Source organism: Bacillus sp. FSL K6-3154 (genome assembly GCF_040869395.1).
In the GTDB taxonomy this organism is placed as follows: domain Bacteria; phylum Bacillota; class Bacilli; order Bacillales; family Bacillaceae; genus Bacillus; species Bacillus safensis.
Genome location: NZ_CP152033.1, coordinates 3,495,656 through 3,513,879, shown reverse-complemented (window position 1 = coordinate 3,513,879; position 18,224 = coordinate 3,495,656). Strand labels below are relative to the sequence as shown.

Below are 18,224 nucleotides of genomic sequence, written 5' to 3'. Positions count from 1 at the left end.
AGTTGAAAGACCTTATGACAAAGAAAGATATACTAAAAGCACCTTTCCTTCAAGAAATGACAAAAACGACAGCAAACCTATATCGCTTAGGTTGGGATGAACGAAATGGCGGGAATATTAGTTATTTATTAAAAGAGGACGAAGTAGCAGAGTACCTTGACGTTCATGATGTGAAACGAACGGTGCCGATGATTTTTGATGGTGCTGAGTTAGCAGGGAAATATTTTATTGTGACGGGTTCGGGGAAATATTTTAAAAATGTAATAGATGATCCAGCCGCTAACCTTGGTATTATTCGTATAACTGAAGATGGCAAATCGCTTGATATTTTATGGGGGTTAGAAGAGGGAGGCGTTCCAACAAGTGAGCTTCCATCACATTTAATGAGCCATATTGAAAGATTAAAAGCAGATCCAAACCATCGTGTGATCATGCACTGTCATGCAACAAACCTTATTGGTATGACATTCACACACAGCTTGGATGAAGTAGCATTTACAAAAACTTTATGGCAGATGTGTACCGAATGCATTGTTGTATTCCCAGAAGGAATTGGTATTATTCCATGGATGGTTCCAGGAACTGATTCAATTGGAGAAGCTACAGCTGCAAAAATGAAAGATGTTCGTTCAGTTATTTGGCCACACCACGGAATTTTTGGTGCTGGAACTACAATGGATGAGACATTTGGGTTAATTGAAACAGCTGAAAAAGCTGCGGAAGTATACACAGTTGTATGTGCACAAGGAAGCGTCAAACAAACCATTACAGATCAACAGCTTCAAGACTTGGCAGATGCTTTTGGTGTTGTGCCAAGACAAGGAGTTTTAAATCTATAAAAATAGTCTTTCCTACAATCCAATATTAGGAGGTTTCAGTAAATGAACTCACAAACCAATGTTAAACAATTTCAAATGTACATTAATGGAGAATTTGTAAATGCTAGCTCTGGCGAAGTGATACAGGTGTTAAATCCGGCAACTGAAAAAGTGATTTCAGAAGTGCCAAGTTGTTCTAAAGAAGAGGTTCAAGAAGCGATTGAGTTTGCAGAAGCTGCACAAAAAGAATGGAAAAAGAAACCGGCTGCTGAGCGTGCAAAGTATTTAACACGTTTAGCTGAAGAAATTCGAAAAAATAGAGATTTTCTTGCACGCGTCATTTCAGAAGAACAAGGAAAAGTACTTGCTCTCTCTACTACAGAAGTTGATTTTACTGCTGAGTACATTGATTATATGGCAGGTTCAGCAAGGACGTACGAAGGGGAAATTCTTCAAAGTGACAGACCAAATGAAAATATAATGATCTTTAAAGAGCCAATCGGGGTTGTAGCTGGCTTTTTACCATGGAATTTCCCATTCTTCCTTGTAGCGAGAAAGGCTGCGCCTGCATTGGTAACAGGGAATACCATTGTCATTAAACCTAGTAGTGATACGCCAAATAATGCAATAGAATTTGCAAAATTAGTAGATAAAGTGGGTATTCCAAAAGGGGTATTCAATCTTGTAACAGGGCGCGGAGATACAGTGGGAGACGAACTTGCTTCAAATGAAAAGATTGGTTTAGTCAGTTTAACAGGGAGCGTGGATGCAGGTGTAAGTGTCATGAAAGCTGCAGCTCAAAATGTAACAAAAGTCAGTCTAGAGCTTGGCGGTAAAGCACCAGCTATTGTAGCTGAAGATGCAGACATTGATTTAGCCGTGAAAGCAATTGTCGACTCACGTATCATTAATACGGGACAAGTATGTAACTGTGCTGAACGCGTGTATGTTCATGAAAGTATCGCCGATCCATTTATCAAAAAAATTGTCACATCAATGAAAAATGTGAAATATGGCAATCCTCTCGAAGATGAAGGTTTAGATATGGGACCACTTACAAATAAGCAAGCAATAGAATCAATTGAAGCGATGGTAAACCGAGCTGTTGAAGAAGGGGCCCAAGTGTTAACTGGTGGAAAACGTGCAGATGTGACACCTGGATATTACTATGAACCAACAGTCCTCGTGAATGTAAAACAAGATTCAGAAATTGTACAGGAAGAAGTATTTGGACCGGTTCTCCCGATTATGACGTTTAAAGATTTAGATGAAGCAATTGAGCTTGCGAATGATTGCCAATATGGATTAACATCATCTATCTTTACACAGAATTTAGATACAGCGATGCGTGCTGCAAATGAGTTACTATTTGGAGAAACGTACATTAACCGTGAAAACTTTGAAGCCATTCAGGGATTCCACGCAGGTCGTAAGAAATCTGGAATTGGCGGAGCAGATGGTAAACATGGTTTAGAAGAATTTTTACAAACTCATGTTGTTTATTTGCAGCATAACTCAAACAAAAAATAAGAGAAAGACAACTTAATATTCCATGAGATGTATCAATGTTCTAAGAGTATCTCAAGAGAGATGCTCTTTTTTTGACTGAATGTACACCCTTTTGCCTAAAAGTACAATTTCACTCAACGTCTAACTATTTTTTCATTTGTTCTTCACCCCAATAGCAAATCGCATCTAATACAGGGATCAATGATAATCCCTTTTCCGATAAACTATATTCTACTTTTGGAGGCACTTGAGGATATTCTTTACGATTAATTAACTGATCTGCTTCAAGTTCTTTTAGTGTATTGGTTAATGTTTTAAAAGAGATTGCCCCAAGCATTCGTTTCAACTGATTATAGCGAATAGGCGCATTGTTTGCATATAAAGCATACAGTACCGTCATCTTATATTTCCCACCAATTAATGATAAAGTGTACCCAAATCCAGTTTCTTTTAGATCAGCATGAGCTGTAAAGGATTCTTTGGTCATTTCACACTCTCCTTTAGGTTAGTATCGCACTTTAATTACCGTACTTGTAGTACGTTATAGCATACAATAAAATGAATGTACATCAAAATATGATGAAAATAACAAAAAAGGGTGAATGAATCATGAAAACAATTGTCTATGCACATCCTTGGGATGGAAGCTATAATCATGCCATTTTGACTTCCATTACAGAAAATCTAGAAACAAAGAGAGAACCATTTCAAGTGATTGATTTATATAAAGATGGGTTCAATCCCGTTTTTTCAGCTGAGGAATTGAAGTATTTTCATAAAGGAGAAACGCCTGATCAATTAGTTAAGGATTATCAAAAGAAATTAAGTCAGTCAACTGAATTAATTTTTATATTTCCTGTCTGGTGGTGGGATTTACCTGCAATTTTAAAAGGATTTATTGATAAAGTCATGTTAAGAGGTTTCGCATTCTTAGAAGATCAAAACACTGGGGCTTTAAAAGGTTTGTTGACATATATTAAAAAAACAACCGTGATCTCAACATCTACAACAGATAAGGATTATATAGAATCTGAAGGTGGGAATGCGATTCAAAGCGTTTTTATTAACCGAACTCTTGCTGACTTGGGACTTAAAAATGAAGACACCAAATGGATTCATTTTTCGAGAGTTAATTTAACAACAGATGAAAAGAGAAAAATATTTTTAAACGAAATATCCCAAAGTATTTAATTTACTGTAGCAGCCAATAAGGAAAGGCACAACCTTTACGACCGATCTAATTTATTGAGAAGGTGGTAGAGGTTGTGAAATTAAATATCGACACTCAAATATGTATTCTCATTTCTTAGTTTACATAATATATATTCTAGGAAGTTAAACAAACAATGAATTTCTCTTGTCTCAAAATTAAGTATACTCATCTTATTGAGACAAAATAGAAAAAATCAAAATCCAACGTTATTCGCCAGATTTTGATTCATCAAGATATTTAATGATTTTCGCAGGATTTCCGCCAACCACCACATTTGCTGGAACATTTTTTGTCACAACGGCACCAGACGCAATGACAGCATTATCGCCAATTGTGACACCTGGATTAATAATAGCACCGCCGCCAATCCATACATGGTTTCCAATGGTGACTGGTTTGCCGAATTCAATGCCTTTTGCACGTTCTATCGGGTCAAGCGGGTGTCCAGCCGTATAAATATGTACATTCGGACCTAATAAACAGTGATGTCCAATGGTAATTTTGCACACGTCTAATAACACTGCATCAAAATTTGCAAAAAAATGCTCACCAATCTCGATATTGTATCCGTAATCGCACTGCAGTCTTCCTTCAAAAACGACATCATTTCCGCAAGCGCCTAATAATTCCTTTAAAATGGATGTTCTTTTTTCTTGCTGATTGGTTTGCTGATATGCGTATGTCAATTGTCTCGCTCTTTCACGATCTGCGATCAGTGTTTGGTCACTAGATACATAATGTTCTCCTTGGATCATTTTTTCCTTTTCACTTTTCATGTTGATCTCCTCCTCCCTTCTATTTATACCGATGCGATATGATTACATCCTACCGCCCCCTTTATGTTTATTTTACCTTCTCATCATAAGAATTGGGAAGGAATGATTAGAATTGACCTTGTTCCTCCAGCAAGTTATTTACGAATCAGCAAGTCTCATTTATAATCGAGTAGATTTGTTCAATAACATATATATCTTTAAATGTGAGGGATTAGATGGAATTAAAGTGGTATAAAGCAATTATTGTGATCTTTACGATGTCTGGGATCTCCATTTCTACATGGTTTTCTCGGACACCAGAAGTGAGAGATTTATTACAAGCAAACACAGGAACAATGGGACTTATTTTACTCGGTTTATCCGTTGGTTCAATTGTTGGGCTTGTTCTTTCAAATGTATTCGTCCGCAAAAAAGGCGGCCGAGTGGCGATTGTGATCAGTGCTTTTTTGATGTTCCTTGGATTTACTACTCTTGCCATTGGTTCAACACTCTCTTCTATCTTTGTCGTCACTTCTGGTCTTTTTCTTTTTGGAGCAGGCTCTGGCATGTGCAATGTAGCGATGAACTTAGAAGGAACAGAGATTGAATACAGCATCAAGAAAACCATTCTGCCTATATTGCACGCTTCCTTTAGTATTGGGACTTTAATTGGAGCAGGTGCTGGTATTCTTTTTATCCATCTAGGCATCTCTGTATTGATACACCTTCTCGCTATTGCCCTTCTGCTGTTCCTCAGCATATTGATTTGTACACGGTTTATCCCGCATGGGACAGGAAAGGATCAGCATGAGAAACAGTCCGATACAGTTGAGCCTACTCAAACGGCATGGCTGAACAAACGAACGATATCTCTTGCGATGATCGCCTTATGTCTTGCGTTTGTCGAAGGCTCCGCCAATGATTGGATTCCACTTGCAATGGTGGATGGCTACCAAGTTTCACATTCCATGAGTACGGTCATCTATGCTTTGTTTTTGTGCGGCATGATTAGCGGCAGACTGATCAGCGGACGTTTGATCGATCGCTTTGGCAGAGTATTATTGCTAAGAGTTGCGATTTTATCAGCAGCTGCCGGCCTATTCTTAGTCATTTTGAAGATTTCACTTGTTGTATGTATGATATCAATCTTTTTATGGGGACTTGGCGCATCTTTAGGCTTTCCGCTAACTATTTCTGCAGCTGGCGATGATAGCCGGTACGCTGTCAAACGCGTTAGTATTGTGACCTTATCTGGTTACACAGCCTCCCTTTCCGGTCCTCCTATTTTAGGGTTGCTTGCCAATCAGGTTGGACTGCTTCATGCCTTTATCTTTGTTCTAATTGCCATATGTATTGCAGGAATCTTTACTAAAGCTGTAGCAAAACCACATTCATTACAAGCGACTAAAAGTGTCTGATCCTTGATCATGGCACTTTTTTTAAATTTAAAAAATAAAATTGAAACCTTTCATGAAGTGAAACAGTCCTATAGATGTCGTGATGTTTATCGCTTTTTTAAAGAGGGAAAGTAAAAAAATAAGACTTTTCAAATAACTGAAAACGTGGTAAGATCATGAAAATAACCAGGAAGGGGTGAGAAAAATGAAAAAAAATATGCTATTAAAATTAGGTGTTTTATGCATAGCACTTGCAAGTTTTCATTTGTTCTCAATGCCTCATTCCGTTCAGGTATACCATCATGCTAAGGTGGTTGCCGATCAAGAATCACATGAAATGAAAATCGTCCAGACAATGGGCGATGAAAAGAAACAAAAACATGTGAACGCAGTATTTGCCGCATTTACAGCACTGCTGATTATTGGCAGTATGACAGCTGGATTTGCACGCATCACTCATACTGATCGATTTGACCGGAAAAAGAAGCATTTACTTGCAGTGTTCTATCAATCTTCTTATTTCCGACAAGCTCGTGTTTAACCCAACCATCTAAATCAAAACAAAAATTGGGAGGTTTTACACGATGTTATTTTTCTTAAGAATTTTCATTCTAGGTCTTTTCTCTGTCACTTCACTTTCTCTTTTCGTCTACCAAGGAATTGAAGTAGTGCACGCCATTACAAGCATGTTTGGCAACCACGAGAGCTAAATGACCCGTATATAAAAGAACCCCCCTGCCAGTCGCAGGGGGTTTTCGTTTGCTTATTTATTGTCATCTGGTGCAGGTTCAGGTGTCAGAAGGACATGAGTCACTTCTCCCTGCTCTTCCTCATCTATAATAAATGATCCATTGCTATAGCGGTCATTTGCTCTTAAAGTAGAAATATCAAGTGGAATCGTTGTACCTTTTTCGGTATCTATCTCAAGTGTATCGTGCAGCGCTGCAGCGATCACAGCCACAATACGGTGCGGGTTTTTCTTTAATTCTCTCAGCATAAGAACTCCGCGTTTCGCTCTTGATGTTTTATCAAATTCAGAGAGGTTCATTCGCTTTACAGCCCCTCTTTGTGTCGTGAGCACAAGGACATCGTTTTTCGGATCAATGATCTGGCCAGAGACTACCTCGTCCCCTTCCTTCAAGTTGATTCCTTTGACGCCGGCCGCTCTCGGTCCAACAACACTTACTTCTTCTTCATCAAACCACAAACCGTAACCATTTTTCGTTGCAATAAACAATTCCTGCTGTCCTGTTGTGACATGAACATCGACGAGTTCATCGTCACCTTTTAGGTTCAAGGCAACAAGCGGTTTCGAATAACGCTGCGCCTTATATTGAAGAAGCTCCGTTTTCTTCACCATTCCGCCTTTCGTAAAGAATAAAAGATATGACGTTTCATCAAATTCTTTTATTGGAATGGCTTTTTGGATTGATTCCTCGCGATCAATCGAAATGATATTCGTAATATGCTGCCCCATGTCTTTCCAGCGTATATCTGGCAGCTGGTGAACAGGACAATAAATGTAGCTTCCTTTATTCGTAAACAGCAGAAGAACATCCGTTGTATTCATTTCAAACTGATGAATCAACCGGTCAGTATCCTTCATGCCAAAGTCCTTACCGTTAGAGGCAGCATAGGAGCGCTGGCTTGTCCGTTTGATGTAACCATCCTTTGTGACTGTGACGTATACATCCTCTGATGCGATCATCACTTCAAGGTTAATCTTAATTTCTTCGATTTTTTCCTCAATAACGGATCTTCTCTCATCAGCATATGTCTTTTTGAGCTTTTTCAGGCTGTTTGTAATGACCTTCAGCAGCTTTTTCTCGTTCGCTAAAATGTCTTCAAGCTCTGCTATGCGCACATCTAGCTCTCTTGCTTCGTCTCTTAATTGCGTAATATCTGTATTCGTTAAACGATATAACTGGAGTGAAACAATCGCTTCTGATTGTGCTTCTGTAAAGTCATATTTGGCCATCAAGTTGTTCTTTGCATCACGCTTATCATTAGAGGAGCGGATTGTGGCAATAACTTCATCTAAGATGGAAAGTGCCTTAATTAATCCGTCTACAATATGGTGGCGTTCCTTCGCTTTTCGAAGCTCGTACGCTGAGCGGTTCGTCACCACTTCTTTTTGATGGGCAATATATGCATCTAGTACAGTGGTGAGCGTCATTAAGGTCGGTCTTCGATTATGTATCGCTACCATATTAAAGTTATATGGGATTTGCAGATCTGAGTTTTTATATAAGAAATTCAGCACACCATTTGCATCTGCTTCTTTTTTCAGCTCTACTACGATTCGAAGCCCAGTACGGTCTGTCTCATCTCGGACCTCTGAAATGCCTTCTACTTTTCTTTCAATTCGGAACTCGTCCATCTTTTTGACAAGATTGGCTTTATTCACTTCGTAAGGAATTTCTGTGATGACGATTTGCTGGCGTCCGCCGCGGATGGTTTCAATCTCCGCTTTGCCTCGAATCATAATCTTTCCTTTTCCTGTTTCATACGCCTTCTTAATACCGTCTACACCTTGAATGATACCGCCTGTTGGGAAATCTGGCCCTTTGATGACCGTCATTAAATCCTCAACCGTACAATGCGGCTGTTCGATTCGTTTAATAACGCCATCAATGACTTCTCCCAAGTGATGCGGAGGGATATCTGTGGCATACCCGGCTGAAATTCCTGTTGATCCGTTCACGAGAAGGTTTGGGAACATCGCTGGTAATACAACGGGCTCTTTGCTTGTATCATCAAAGTTTGCGACAAATTCGACCGTTTCCTTGTCTAAGTCCTTTAAAAGCTCTGAAGCAATAGCAGACAGCCTTGCTTCCGTATAACGCATGGCAGCAGGCGGATCACCATCGATACTCCCGTTATTCCCATGCATCTCAATCAGTACATTTCGTACTTTCCACTCCTGACTCATTCTTACCATCGCTTCATAAACAGATGAGTCTCCGTGCGGGTGATAGTTACCAATCACGTTACCGACTGTTTTAGCGGCTTTACGGAAGTTTTTATCCTGCGTATTTCCTTCTGCATACATCGCATATAAAATTCTTCGTTGTACAGGTTTTAGTCCATCACGTGCATCTGGAAGCGCACGGTCTTGGATAATATATTTACTATAGCGGCCAAATCGGTCGCCGATTACTTCTTCTAATGGTAAATCATGAAATCGTTCTTGTTGTGCCATGTTTAAACCTCCTCAGCTAGCGACAAGTTTTCATTTTCAAGAATGTTGCTTTCCTCATCAAGTCCAAAGGCGACATTCTTTTCAATCCATTTACGGCGTGGTTCTACTTTGTCACCCATTAGAGTTGTGACGCGGCGTTCCACACGTGCAGCATCATCAATTTTGACCCTGACAAGTGTTCTCGATTCTGGATTCATTGTCGTTTCCCATAGCTGGTCGGCATTCATTTCACCTAACCCTTTGTAGCGCTGAATCGTGTACCCTTTTCCAACTTTCTTCAAAACGTCATCCATTTCTTCATCAGACCATGCGTACTCAATGATTTCTTTTTTCCCTGAGCCTTTGCTGACTTTATATAAAGGCGGGAGTGCAATAAACACTTTGCCATGCTCAATCAGCGGCTTCATATAGCGGTAGAAGAATGTTAAGAGAAGCACTTGAATATGCGCTCCATCCGTATCCGCATCTGTCATGATCACGATTTTGTCATAATTGATGTCTTCTACATTAAAATCGACACCGACGCCTCCACCAATTGCATGAATAATGGTGTTGATTTCTTCGTTTTTGAAAATATCAGCAAGCTTTGCTTTTTCTGTATTGATGACCTTTCCGCGCAGCGGCAGCACTGCCTGGAATTTACGGTCGCGCCCCTGTTTTGCTGACCCGCCCGCTGAGTCACCCTCTACTAGGTATAGTTCGTTTCTTGCTGGGTTTCTAGATTGGGCAGGTGTTAATTTTCCGCTCAGCGTGGCTTCAGACTTTTTCCTTTTCTTGCCGCTCCTTGCCTCTTCACGGGCTTTTCTAGCAGCCTCTCTTGCCTGCTGCGCTTTAATCGCTTTTTTCACGAGAAGAGTGGCTGTTTCCCGGTTTTCTTCAAGGAAATACGCAAGTTTTTCAGAAATAACAGCATCAACAGCTGAACGTGCCTCACTTGTCCCAAGCTTTCCTTTTGTCTGCCCTTCAAATTGAAGCAGCTCTTCAGGAATTCTGACAGAAATAATAGCAGACAGTCCTTCGCGAATATCAGTGCCTTCTAAATTTTTGTCTTTTTCTTTTAAAAGAGCGACTTTGCGAGCATATTCGTTAAAGGCTCTCGTCATGGCCGTTTTGGCACCAGACTCATGTGTTCCGCCATCTTTTGTTCTGACGTTATTAACGAAAGAAAGGATATTTTCCGAATAGCCATCATTAAATTGAAAAGCAAAATCTACTTCAATGGACTGATGCTCTCCTTCAAATGAGACGACTTCACTCAGAACATCTTTTTCTTCATTTAAATAAGCAACAAAGGCTTCAATGCCTGTCTCATAATAAAACGTTTCTTGTACATCATGCCGTTCATCGATCAGCTCTATTTTTAACCCTTTTAATAAAAAGGCAGATTCTCTTAAACGCTCTGATAATGTATCGAAATTATAGGTCGTCACACTGAACATGGTAGGGTCCGGCTTAAAATGAATCAGTGTCCCCGTTTTTTTCGATTTTCCGATTTTTTCGAGTGATGTGACAGGTTTACCGCCGTTTTCAAACCGCTGATGATAAATAAATCCGTCACGTTCAATTGTGACAGTGAGCCATTCTGACAGCGCGTTCACAACAGATGCCCCAACTCCGTGAAGTCCACCACTTGTTTTATATCCGCCTTGACCAAATTTTCCGCCAGCGTGCAGGACCGTTAAAATGATCTCAGGTGTCGGTTTTCCAAGCTTATGCATACCAGTAGGCATTCCACGCCCTTTATCTTGGACGGAAATGCTGTTATCTTTATGTATTTTGACAATGATATGATCTCCATGGCCAGCGAGCACTTCATCGACAGAGTTGTCTACAATCTCATAGACAAGGTGATGAAGACCGCGCGAATCCGTAGATCCAATATACATCCCTGGACGTTTACGGACCGCTTCAAGCCCCTCTAGCACCTGAATAGAATCATCGTTATAATCTACTTGCTGCTTTTTAACCAAATGCTTAATCCCCTTTCACTAACAAACATAACCGGCTAATCATCAAATGATCTCTCTAGATTTTAATGATGATCATGCTGCTCATTACTGTCCACTTTAATAAGCTGCATCATCATCATGCATGTGTCATTCACCAATACATGCTCTTTTGCACAGCTATGAGAATCATTCTACATTCTGCAATCAGAACTAGAAGTCCATTATAAACAAGACTGTTTCATAAGCCAAATGCAATCATATGATGGTTTTAGCAAAACAGAACAAATGTTCTATATTTATCTTATCGCTCTTTTTCTCGATATGCAAGGCCGCCGATATGTCCCTGTCGCCTTATTTTATCGCTTTCTTTCAGAATCGCAAATATATTTCTGCAACAAAAAAGCAAAAATCCTTGAAAAACCAAGGATTTTTGACGATTTAATGAGTTTTTGTCATCGCATGAGCCACCTTGATACATAAATCCATGATGGCGACCTTGCCATTTTCCTCAATCAGCCTTTTCGCTTCTTCGTGATATATGCCTTGCTGCGCCCAAAAAACAGGTGCGTCTATTTCGAGAAACTCTTCTGCCACCTCTGGTAAAAACTCTGAACGTCTAAAGACATTGACGATATCAACAGGCTCTTTTATATCTTTTAAAGAAGCGACTGCTTTCACACCGAGTGCTTCATCGATCGTTGGATTCACTGGGATCACCTCATACCCGGCATCCTGCATCGCCTTAGACACCATATAAGACGTCCGGTGCGGCTGATCTGATAATCCAACAACAGCAATTCGTTTACTGCTTTTTAATATACGGCCGATTTCTTCTTTCGTAGGATTGTTCATCAAGACACTCCTTTTCCTCCATTTTAGCGAATTTCTGCTTAAAAACAAAGCCGAATCCATCTGCTTTCGATTTTTTCAAAAAAAGTTCCCCATGTTTTTCACAAGATCATGTTAAAATGTAAGACAAGAGGGAGAATATAAAGGAGTTATGCAGATGTTAATTGCTTTGATGTTTATTTTGGCTTATCTTCTCGGCAGTATTCCATCCGGTCTCATTGTCGGGAAAGCTGCAAAGGGTATCGATATCCGTGAACATGGCAGCGGAAACCTAGGTGCGACGAATGCATTTCGTACACTTGGCGTAAAAGCAGGGTCTATTGTGATTACTGCTGATATCCTAAAAGGGACGCTTGCTTCAGCTTTACCGTTTTTCATGCAGCTGGACATCCATCCCTTATTAGCAGGAGTTGCTGCTGTTATCGGTCACAGCTTTCCTGTCTTTGCAAAATTTAAAGGGGGAAAGGCAGTCGCTACATCAGGCGGTGTGCTGCTATTTTATGCCCCATTCCTATTTATCACGATGATCGCTGCTTTTTTCTTATTTTTATACATTAGTAAATATGTTTCACTATCATCTATGCTGACCGGGATCTATACATTCATTTACAGCATATTCACCAAAGACCTATTCTTAATCATTGTTGTTGCCGTTCTTGCTGGCTTTGTGATCTACAGACACATCGCCAACCTCAAACGAATTCTCAACAAAACTGAACCGAAAATCAAATGGCTCTAGCCGTTTCATCCATTTAAATATGTGGTAAAAGTAAAGAAAAGCTGTTTTTGCATCCTGCATTTTAAAACAGCATGACTTCAAAAAGGGGCGATCACATTGAAATTAACGATAAAAGAAGATGCACTCAATTGGTACAAGGATGAATTAGATTTAGAAAAAGGTGATCAAGTTCGCTTTTTTGTGAGATATGGCGGGTGCAGTAATGTACAAAAAGGCTTTTCTCTCGGCGTCGCAAAAGATGAACCTCAAAATGCCGGCGCAACCGCTGAAATAGAAGGTATTACTTTCTTTATTGAGGAAAGTGATATTTGGTACTTTGACAACCATGATCTGCATATTGATTATAACGAGTCCGTGAAAGAACCAGAATTTCATTATGAATAAACAAAAAAAGATACCTCATCCCTCGGGTATCTTTTTTGTTTTACACTTCAATATACAGCCCATACTCCTGAATGTTCCCTAAAGATCGTTCCTTTTGCAGAATTCTTTTTTGCGGCTCACCGATCAAGTCAAAATGAGGAAACCCTTCGCGGTCATGAATCCATTCTTTTTTTAGTCCATGTCTTTCTCCCCACTCAACTAACCGCTTCATATCCTGACAGGCTGCTTTTGTGACAGTATTGGCATTTGGAAAACGGTCATCGAGCCAGTAGTGTGTTAAAAAAGCAACTTTTCCTTGCTGGACAGCTGATTTCCAAGCGTTTAAATCGCTTCGTTTAATACCAAAAGCCATAAATTAAACCTGCTTCTTCGACTGTTCATATACTTTATGCCAGGCAGGAAAGGCTTTTCTAAATTGAATAGGTCTAAAGGTGTCTTTATCCACACATATATGTGAGGTTGTCCCTGTAATCGCTGTTTGTCCATCAGGTTTTTGAATTTCATAGCCATACACCGTTTTGACACCATTATATTCTTCAATCCATGTATGAACGGTTGCTGTTTCACCGTACAGCAATGGTTTTTTATATTGAACCTGCAAGTCTATAACAGGTGCAAGAGCACCATCTGCTTCTAGCTGCGCATAGGAAAACCCTAATTCTTTAATCAATGCTGTTCTGCCGACTTCCATCCAAATTAAATAATTGGCATGATAAACGATGCCCATTTGATCTGTTTCTGCATAACGGACTTCTATTTCTTTTTTGGATACATACACGTTTTCATCGCTCTCCTATCAAAACCTAAGGTCTGTCTCTGCCATTTTACCACATTCCAAATGGTTCTTCTAAAAAGAGGCAATAAAATAAACCAGGAATCCCTGGTTTATTCGGTATAGCCATTCTTTCTTGCCGCTTCTTCGTCCTTGATCTCAGAACGCATCGCGTCAATACTCATTTTGCGGTTTTCGTTTTTTTGTTTGATCATTTGCTTTTCTGTCTCTGTCGAAACGGACATCGCTGCTTCAGATTCATCGATATTGTCAAGTGTGTTCTCGATCATATCTTGCAGCTTTTCAACATTATCAGAACGATCATCTGGATTGGATTGATATGACTCGTTATTCATGATGATTCCCCTCCTTATTCGCCCTTCGTCTGTATCACATCAGGCTGTTCATTTGATTTATTATGCATCTTTTTACCTTTATTCCGTTTGTATGCTACAGGTTTTGTCCCTAAATGGTCTGGTGTAAACTGCGCTTGTTTATCATGCTCTCTACCCATTATTCATCCCTCCCTCTTCTTTAGGATGAACGAAAACGGATAATTCATAACTTATTTCTGTCTAAATCGCTCTTCCAACTTTTCTTCAAGCTGGTTTAAAAATTCCTCATTGCTTAATAATTCTTTTTTATTTTCAAGCACAAGCTCTTCAAATGTGCGTCGTTTTCTTCTTCTCATTCCACTCACCTCCATATATGTATGATTACATTTTCGCCAAAACATTTAGAAAATAAGCAAAAGAGCTGAATCATTATAGATCCAGCTCTTTTTCAATTTCTTTTTTTGTCAGCATTTGATGCTTCACAGACATGATGCGTCCTTTTTCATCTAATATGTATGTCGTTGGGTATGAAAGCACCTGATATCTTGCTTGAATGCCTTTTTGGTCCAATAAAACAGGAAAGCTCACCTTTAATTCTTTTGTGAATGCTGCCACATGATCCACACTCTTTTCAGTGGTCGTTAAATTCACTGCTAGTACTTCAACTTGGTCATTTTCGCTCCTAATCGCGTCTAGATCCGGCATTTCCGTCCTGCACGGCTTACACCATGTCGCCCAGAAATTGACGAGCACCTTTTTCCCTCGGTAATCAGATAACGAGGCGGTTTTGCCATCAAGGGTTTTCAGTTCAAAATCAGGGGCTTGATCACCTTTTTCAAGACCGATTGCGGGCTCTTTTGGCCCAAATAAATTCCACGCAAGTAAACCAATCAACACAAGTAAAACAGCGCTTGCCATTCCTTTTTTCCACATGATTGATCCTCCACTATTTTAAAAAAGAAGAGAAAGCTGTTGGATCGCCTTCTCTTCTTTGCTGTATTAGTTGCTTGCCAATTTTTCGCGAAGTACCATTTGAAGGATACCGCCATGACGATAGTAGTCAATTTCGACTTCACTGTCAAAGCGAACCACCACTTCAAACGTTTTCTCGTTTCCATCTGTGTCAATTGCTTTCACAGTGACGAGATCACGTGGACGAACTGTTTCGTCAACATGAACTTCAAATGTTTCTGTTCCTGTTAGACCATGAGTTTCTGCACTTTCTCCATCTTTAAACTGCAGAGGAAGTACGCCCATGAAGACAAGGTTACTTCTGTGGATACGCTCAAAGCTTTCAGCTAGAACAAATTTAATTCCAAGAAGGTTTGTTCCTTTAGCAGCCCAGTCACGTGAAGAACCCATTCCGTAATCTTTACCTGCTAAGATCGCAAGACCTGTTCCATCCTCTTTATAACGCATGCATGCATCATAAATCGATGTCACTTCACCAGTTGGCCAGTAAGTTGTATAACCGCCTTCTGTTCCTGGTGCAATTTGGTTCTTAATACGGATGTTTGCAAAAGTACCTCTCATCATGACATGGTGGTTACCACGGCGAGATCCATATGAGTTAAAGTCTCTAGGCGATACGCCTCTTTCTTGCAAGTATTTGCCCGCCGGTGTGTCCTTACCAATCGCTCCAGCAGGAGAAATATGGTCAGTTGTGACAGAGTCACCGAACTTCGCAACGACGCGCAAGCCTTTAAGCGGTTCAACTTTACCAGGTTCAACTGATAGGTTTTCAAAGAATGGCGGGTTATCAATGTATGTGGAATTTTCATCCCATTTATACAATGCATCATCCGTCGTTTTAATTTCATTCCAGCGGTCATTGTTGTCAAAAACAGTTTCATACTCTGAACGGAATAGCTCAGGTGTGACAGTGCTTTTAACGACGCTGTTGATTTCATCCATTGATGGCCAAATGTCATTGAAATAAACGTTCTCGCCATTTTTATCGACACCGATAGGATCTTTTGTTAAATCAATATTCACCGTACCAGCAAGTGCGTAAGCCACAACTAATGGTGGAGATGCAAGGTAGTTCCCTTTCACAAGCGGATGAATACGACCTTCAAAGTTACGGTTACCTGATAAAACAGAAGTGATCAGCAGATCATTTTCAGAGACTGCATCTTCAATTTCTTTCTCAAGCGGTCCGGAGTTTCCGATACATGTTGTACAGCCATATCCAACAATGTTAAATCCGAGGTCTTTTAAATATGGAAGAAGTCCCGAATTCACAAGGTACCCTGTTACAACTTTAGAACCCGGCGCTAGTGACGTTTTCACGTAGTTCGGCACTTTCATACCGAGCTCACTTGCTTTCTTCGCAACAAGACCTGCTCCGATTAACACGTATGGGTTCGATGTATTCGTACAGCTCGTAATCGCTGCAATCGCAATCGCACCTGTCTTCATCACAGCTTTTTCACCGTTTGCAAGATCAAATTCGATTTGTTTATCAAGCTCTGATTTATCTAAGCCAAACCCTTGGTTACCAGCTGGGCTTTCGATGTGTTTATGGAACGTCTCTTTCATTTGAGAAAGTGGAATCAAATCTTGTGGACGTTTAGGACCAGATAAGTTTGACTCAATTTTAGAAAGATCAATTTCCACAACATCAGTAAAAATTGGTTCTTCTGCATCTGGCGTATAGAATAAGCCATTTGCACGAGAATATTCTTCAACGATATTAATTTGCTCTTCATCACGTCCAGTAAGGCGCAGGTAAGCAAGCGCTTCTTCATCTACTGGGAAGAATCCGCAAGTAGCACCGTATTCTGGCGCCATGTTCGCAATGGTTGCACGATCTGCTAACGGCAATTGTGCAACACCCGGGCCGAAGAACTCAACGAACTTGTTCACTACGCCTTTTTCACGAAGGACTTGTGTAACTTTTAATGCAAGGTCAGTTGCAGTTGTTCCGTTTGGAAGCTCTCCAACTAATTTAGCACCAATCACTTCTGGTACTGGGAAGTATGAAGGCTGACCAAGCATACCAGCTTCCGCTTCGATACCGCCAACGCCCCATCCAAGTACACCGATACCGTTAATCATCGTTGTATGAGAGTCAGTTCCAACTAATGTATCTGGGTAAGTGATGATCTCGCCATCTTCTTCAATCGCATGAACAACACTTGCAAGATACTCTAAGTTCACTTGGTGAACAATTCCTGTTGCAGGTGGGACAGCTTGATAGTTATTAAACGCTTTCTTTGCCCAGCTAAGGAAGTTATAACGCTCTGCGTTACGTTCGAACTCTAAATCCATGTTAATGTTTAATGCATCTTCAGTTCCAGCTTTATCAACTTGTACTGAGTGGTCAATCACAAGGTCAACTGGAATTTCAGGGTTGATTTTATCCGGGTCCCCGCCTACATCTGCCATTGCTTTTCTTAAAGAAGCAAGGTCAACGACAGCTGGTACACCCGTGAAGTCTTGTAAAATAACACGAGAAGGTTTAAACGGAACATCAATTTCTTTTACCTCGGCAGTTCCCCATTTTGCCAAGTTTTCAACGTGTTCCTTCTTGATCACTCTACCGTCTACTTGGCGAAGCACTGATTCTAAAAGTACCTTAATGGAATAAGGCAGCTTAGAAACATTTCCGATTCCTTGTTTCTCTAGTGCTTCTAACGAATAATAGTGATACGTTTTCCCATTTGTCGAAAACGTTTTTCTAGATTGAAAAGCGTCTTGTTTAGCGACTTGCTGCTGTTTCGACATGTCCAAAATCCCCCTTTTGATGATCAAGATCAATTTCAATTCTCAGAAAAATCGTCGTATTTCACCACAATTTTCTCACAATTTCATCTTAAAACAAATTCATACATAAGTAAATAACAATGCTTTTATTAAATTCAATAAGTTTAACTTATCATTAGGAAATGATTACTCTTCATAAACGAAGCGGGGCGGGCTCATACTACAAATGAGGTGATAGAACATGACAAAACGCAAAGCTAATCATGTCATGAATGGCATGAACGCAGCCAAAAGCCAGGGTAATGGCGCAGGCTATACGGAAGATGATCAGCTCGTTTTAACAGAAGAACAAAGGCAAAACAATAAAAAACGTAAAAAGAATCAATAAGAAGGAGCCAAACATCATGACGAATAAAAACACAGGGAAAGACATCCGTCAAAACTCTCCTAAGGAGCATCAAGGCGGTCAGCCTGAGCCGTTATCAGGCAGTAAAAAAGTGAAAAACCGCAACCATACAAGACAAAAGCACAATTCTCATCATGATATGTAATTATTCCCCTCTCATCCCGTGACCACACGGGATGTTTTAGGTC

Annotated in this window: 23 protein-coding genes; 10 read left to right on the top strand and 13 right to left on the bottom strand. The window is 40.1% G+C overall.

The window, feature by feature from the left end:
• Positions 1-14: 14 nt before the first annotated feature.
• Both rhaD and aldA read left to right on the top strand, forming a co-directional pair.
• Positions 15-839, top strand: a complete 825-nt coding sequence (gene rhaD, locus MHH61_RS18130; RefSeq protein WP_169510853.1) for a rhamnulose-1-phosphate aldolase — start codon at positions 15-17, stop codon at positions 837-839.
• A 42-nt stretch (positions 840-881) separates the two neighbouring features.
• A complete protein-coding gene (aldA, locus tag MHH61_RS18125) occupies positions 882-2,348 on the top strand; it encodes an aldehyde dehydrogenase (RefSeq protein WP_125587377.1) in 1,467 nt (488 codons plus the stop codon).
• A gap of 124 nt (positions 2,349-2,472) precedes the next feature.
• On the opposite strand, the gene MHH61_RS18120 is transcribed toward aldA, so the two are convergent.
• On the bottom strand, positions 2,473-2,814 hold the full coding sequence (locus MHH61_RS18120; protein ID WP_024425154.1) for a helix-turn-helix domain-containing protein: 342 nt from the start codon (positions 2,812-2,814) through the stop codon (positions 2,473-2,475).
• A 122-nt stretch (positions 2,815-2,936) separates the two neighbouring features.
• On the opposite strand from MHH61_RS18120, the gene MHH61_RS18115 reads away from it, so the two are divergent.
• Positions 2,937-3,518 (top strand): NAD(P)H-dependent oxidoreductase, encoded by a 582-nt coding sequence (locus MHH61_RS18115; protein WP_125587376.1) that lies wholly within the window; start codon positions 2,937-2,939, stop codon positions 3,516-3,518.
• A gap of 228 nt (positions 3,519-3,746) precedes the next feature.
• On the opposite strand, the gene MHH61_RS18110 is transcribed toward MHH61_RS18115, so the two are convergent.
• A complete protein-coding gene (locus tag MHH61_RS18110) occupies positions 3,747-4,316 on the bottom strand; it encodes a sugar O-acetyltransferase (protein ID WP_024427095.1) in 570 nt (189 codons plus the stop codon).
• Between the two features lie 215 nt (positions 4,317-4,531).
• Here MHH61_RS18110 and MHH61_RS18105 point away from each other — a divergent pair, with 215 nt between their 5' ends.
• The 3 genes from MHH61_RS18105 to MHH61_RS18095 all read left to right on the top strand — a co-directional run bounded on the left by MHH61_RS18105 (position 4,532) and on the right by MHH61_RS18095 (position 6,402).
• Positions 4,532-5,713 (top strand): MFS transporter, encoded by a 1,182-nt coding sequence (locus MHH61_RS18105; protein WP_125587375.1) that lies wholly within the window; start codon positions 4,532-4,534, stop codon positions 5,711-5,713.
• Positions 5,714-5,897: 184 nt separating this feature from the next.
• The gene (locus MHH61_RS18100; RefSeq protein ID WP_024425150.1) at positions 5,898-6,233 is read left to right on the top strand and encodes a hypothetical protein; all 336 of its coding nucleotides are present in this window, start codon (positions 5,898-5,900) and stop codon (positions 6,231-6,233) included.
• Between the two features lie 43 nt (positions 6,234-6,276).
• The gene (locus MHH61_RS18095) at positions 6,277-6,402 is read left to right on the top strand and encodes a hypothetical protein (protein WP_254966705.1); all 126 of its coding nucleotides are present in this window, start codon (positions 6,277-6,279) and stop codon (positions 6,400-6,402) included.
• A 53-nt stretch (positions 6,403-6,455) separates the two neighbouring features.
• On the opposite strand, the gene parC is transcribed toward MHH61_RS18095, so the two are convergent.
• From parC to MHH61_RS18075, 4 genes are all read right to left on the bottom strand, one after another.
• Entirely contained in the window at positions 6,456-8,894 is a 2,439-nt protein-coding gene (gene parC / locus MHH61_RS18090) for a DNA topoisomerase IV subunit A (RefSeq protein WP_073205734.1), read from the bottom strand.
• A gap of 2 nt (positions 8,895-8,896) precedes the next feature.
• On the bottom strand, positions 8,897-10,864 hold the full coding sequence (parE, locus tag MHH61_RS18085; protein ID WP_024425148.1) for a DNA topoisomerase IV subunit B: 1,968 nt from the start codon (positions 10,862-10,864) through the stop codon (positions 8,897-8,899).
• A gap of 417 nt (positions 10,865-11,281) precedes the next feature.
• Entirely contained in the window at positions 11,282-11,695 is a 414-nt protein-coding gene (locus MHH61_RS18080; protein WP_025093244.1) for a CoA-binding protein, read from the bottom strand.
• The gene (locus MHH61_RS18075) at positions 11,646-11,774 is read right to left on the bottom strand and encodes a hypothetical protein (protein ID WP_254966706.1); all 129 of its coding nucleotides are present in this window, start codon (positions 11,772-11,774) and stop codon (positions 11,646-11,648) included. Before MHH61_RS18075 ends, MHH61_RS18080 begins: the two co-directional genes overlap by 50 nt.
• Positions 11,775-11,849: 75 nt before the next feature.
• On the opposite strand from MHH61_RS18075, the gene plsY reads away from it, so the two are divergent.
• Together plsY and MHH61_RS18065 are read left to right on the top strand one after the other, a co-directional pair.
• Positions 11,850-12,431 carry a glycerol-3-phosphate 1-O-acyltransferase PlsY gene (gene plsY / locus MHH61_RS18070; RefSeq protein ID WP_024425146.1) on the top strand — a complete coding sequence of 194 codons (582 nt, stop codon included), beginning with the start codon at positions 11,850-11,852 and terminating at the stop codon, positions 12,429-12,431.
• Between the two features lie 96 nt (positions 12,432-12,527).
• Complete coding sequence (locus tag MHH61_RS18065; protein ID WP_024425145.1) at positions 12,528-12,815, top strand: HesB/YadR/YfhF family protein; 288 nt, start codon at positions 12,528-12,530, stop codon at positions 12,813-12,815.
• A gap of 40 nt (positions 12,816-12,855) precedes the next feature.
• Here MHH61_RS18065 and MHH61_RS18060 read toward each other — a convergent pair whose 3' ends face one another.
• From MHH61_RS18060 to acnA, 7 genes are all read right to left on the bottom strand, one after another.
• On the bottom strand, positions 12,856-13,167 hold the full coding sequence (locus MHH61_RS18060) for a hypothetical protein (protein ID WP_041117529.1): 312 nt from the start codon (positions 13,165-13,167) through the stop codon (positions 12,856-12,858).
• A gap of 3 nt (positions 13,168-13,170) precedes the next feature.
• Positions 13,171-13,593 (bottom strand): thioesterase family protein, encoded by a 423-nt coding sequence (locus tag MHH61_RS18055; protein WP_024425143.1) that lies wholly within the window; start codon positions 13,591-13,593, stop codon positions 13,171-13,173.
• A 107-nt stretch (positions 13,594-13,700) separates the two neighbouring features.
• Complete coding sequence (gene tlp, locus MHH61_RS18050; protein ID WP_024427090.1) at positions 13,701-13,943, bottom strand: small acid-soluble spore protein Tlp; 243 nt, start codon at positions 13,941-13,943, stop codon at positions 13,701-13,703.
• Between the two features lie 14 nt (positions 13,944-13,957).
• Positions 13,958-14,101: an acid-soluble spore protein N gene (locus tag MHH61_RS18045; RefSeq protein ID WP_008357830.1), complete on the bottom strand. Its 144-nt coding sequence runs from the start codon at positions 14,099-14,101 to the stop codon at positions 13,958-13,960.
• A 51-nt stretch (positions 14,102-14,152) separates the two neighbouring features.
• Positions 14,153-14,278 (bottom strand): FbpB family small basic protein, encoded by a 126-nt coding sequence (locus MHH61_RS18040; protein WP_003211002.1) that lies wholly within the window; start codon positions 14,276-14,278, stop codon positions 14,153-14,155.
• 73 nt (positions 14,279-14,351) lie between these two features.
• Complete coding sequence (locus MHH61_RS18035) at positions 14,352-14,855, bottom strand: TlpA disulfide reductase family protein (RefSeq protein ID WP_024425141.1); 504 nt, start codon at positions 14,853-14,855, stop codon at positions 14,352-14,354.
• Positions 14,856-14,921: 66 nt separating this feature from the next.
• On the bottom strand, positions 14,922-17,651 hold the full coding sequence (acnA, locus tag MHH61_RS18030) for an aconitate hydratase AcnA (RefSeq protein WP_024427088.1): 2,730 nt from the start codon (positions 17,649-17,651) through the stop codon (positions 14,922-14,924).
• Between the two features lie 220 nt (positions 17,652-17,871).
• On the opposite strand from acnA, the gene sspO reads away from it, so the two are divergent.
• A complete protein-coding gene (sspO, locus tag MHH61_RS18025; protein ID WP_024425139.1) occupies positions 17,872-18,018 on the top strand; it encodes a small acid-soluble spore protein O in 147 nt (48 codons plus the stop codon).
• Positions 18,019-18,034: 16 nt separating this feature from the next.
• Complete coding sequence (locus tag MHH61_RS18020) at positions 18,035-18,181, top strand: small acid-soluble spore protein P (protein ID WP_003211331.1); 147 nt, start codon at positions 18,035-18,037, stop codon at positions 18,179-18,181.
• Positions 18,182-18,224 lie beyond the last annotated feature (43 nt).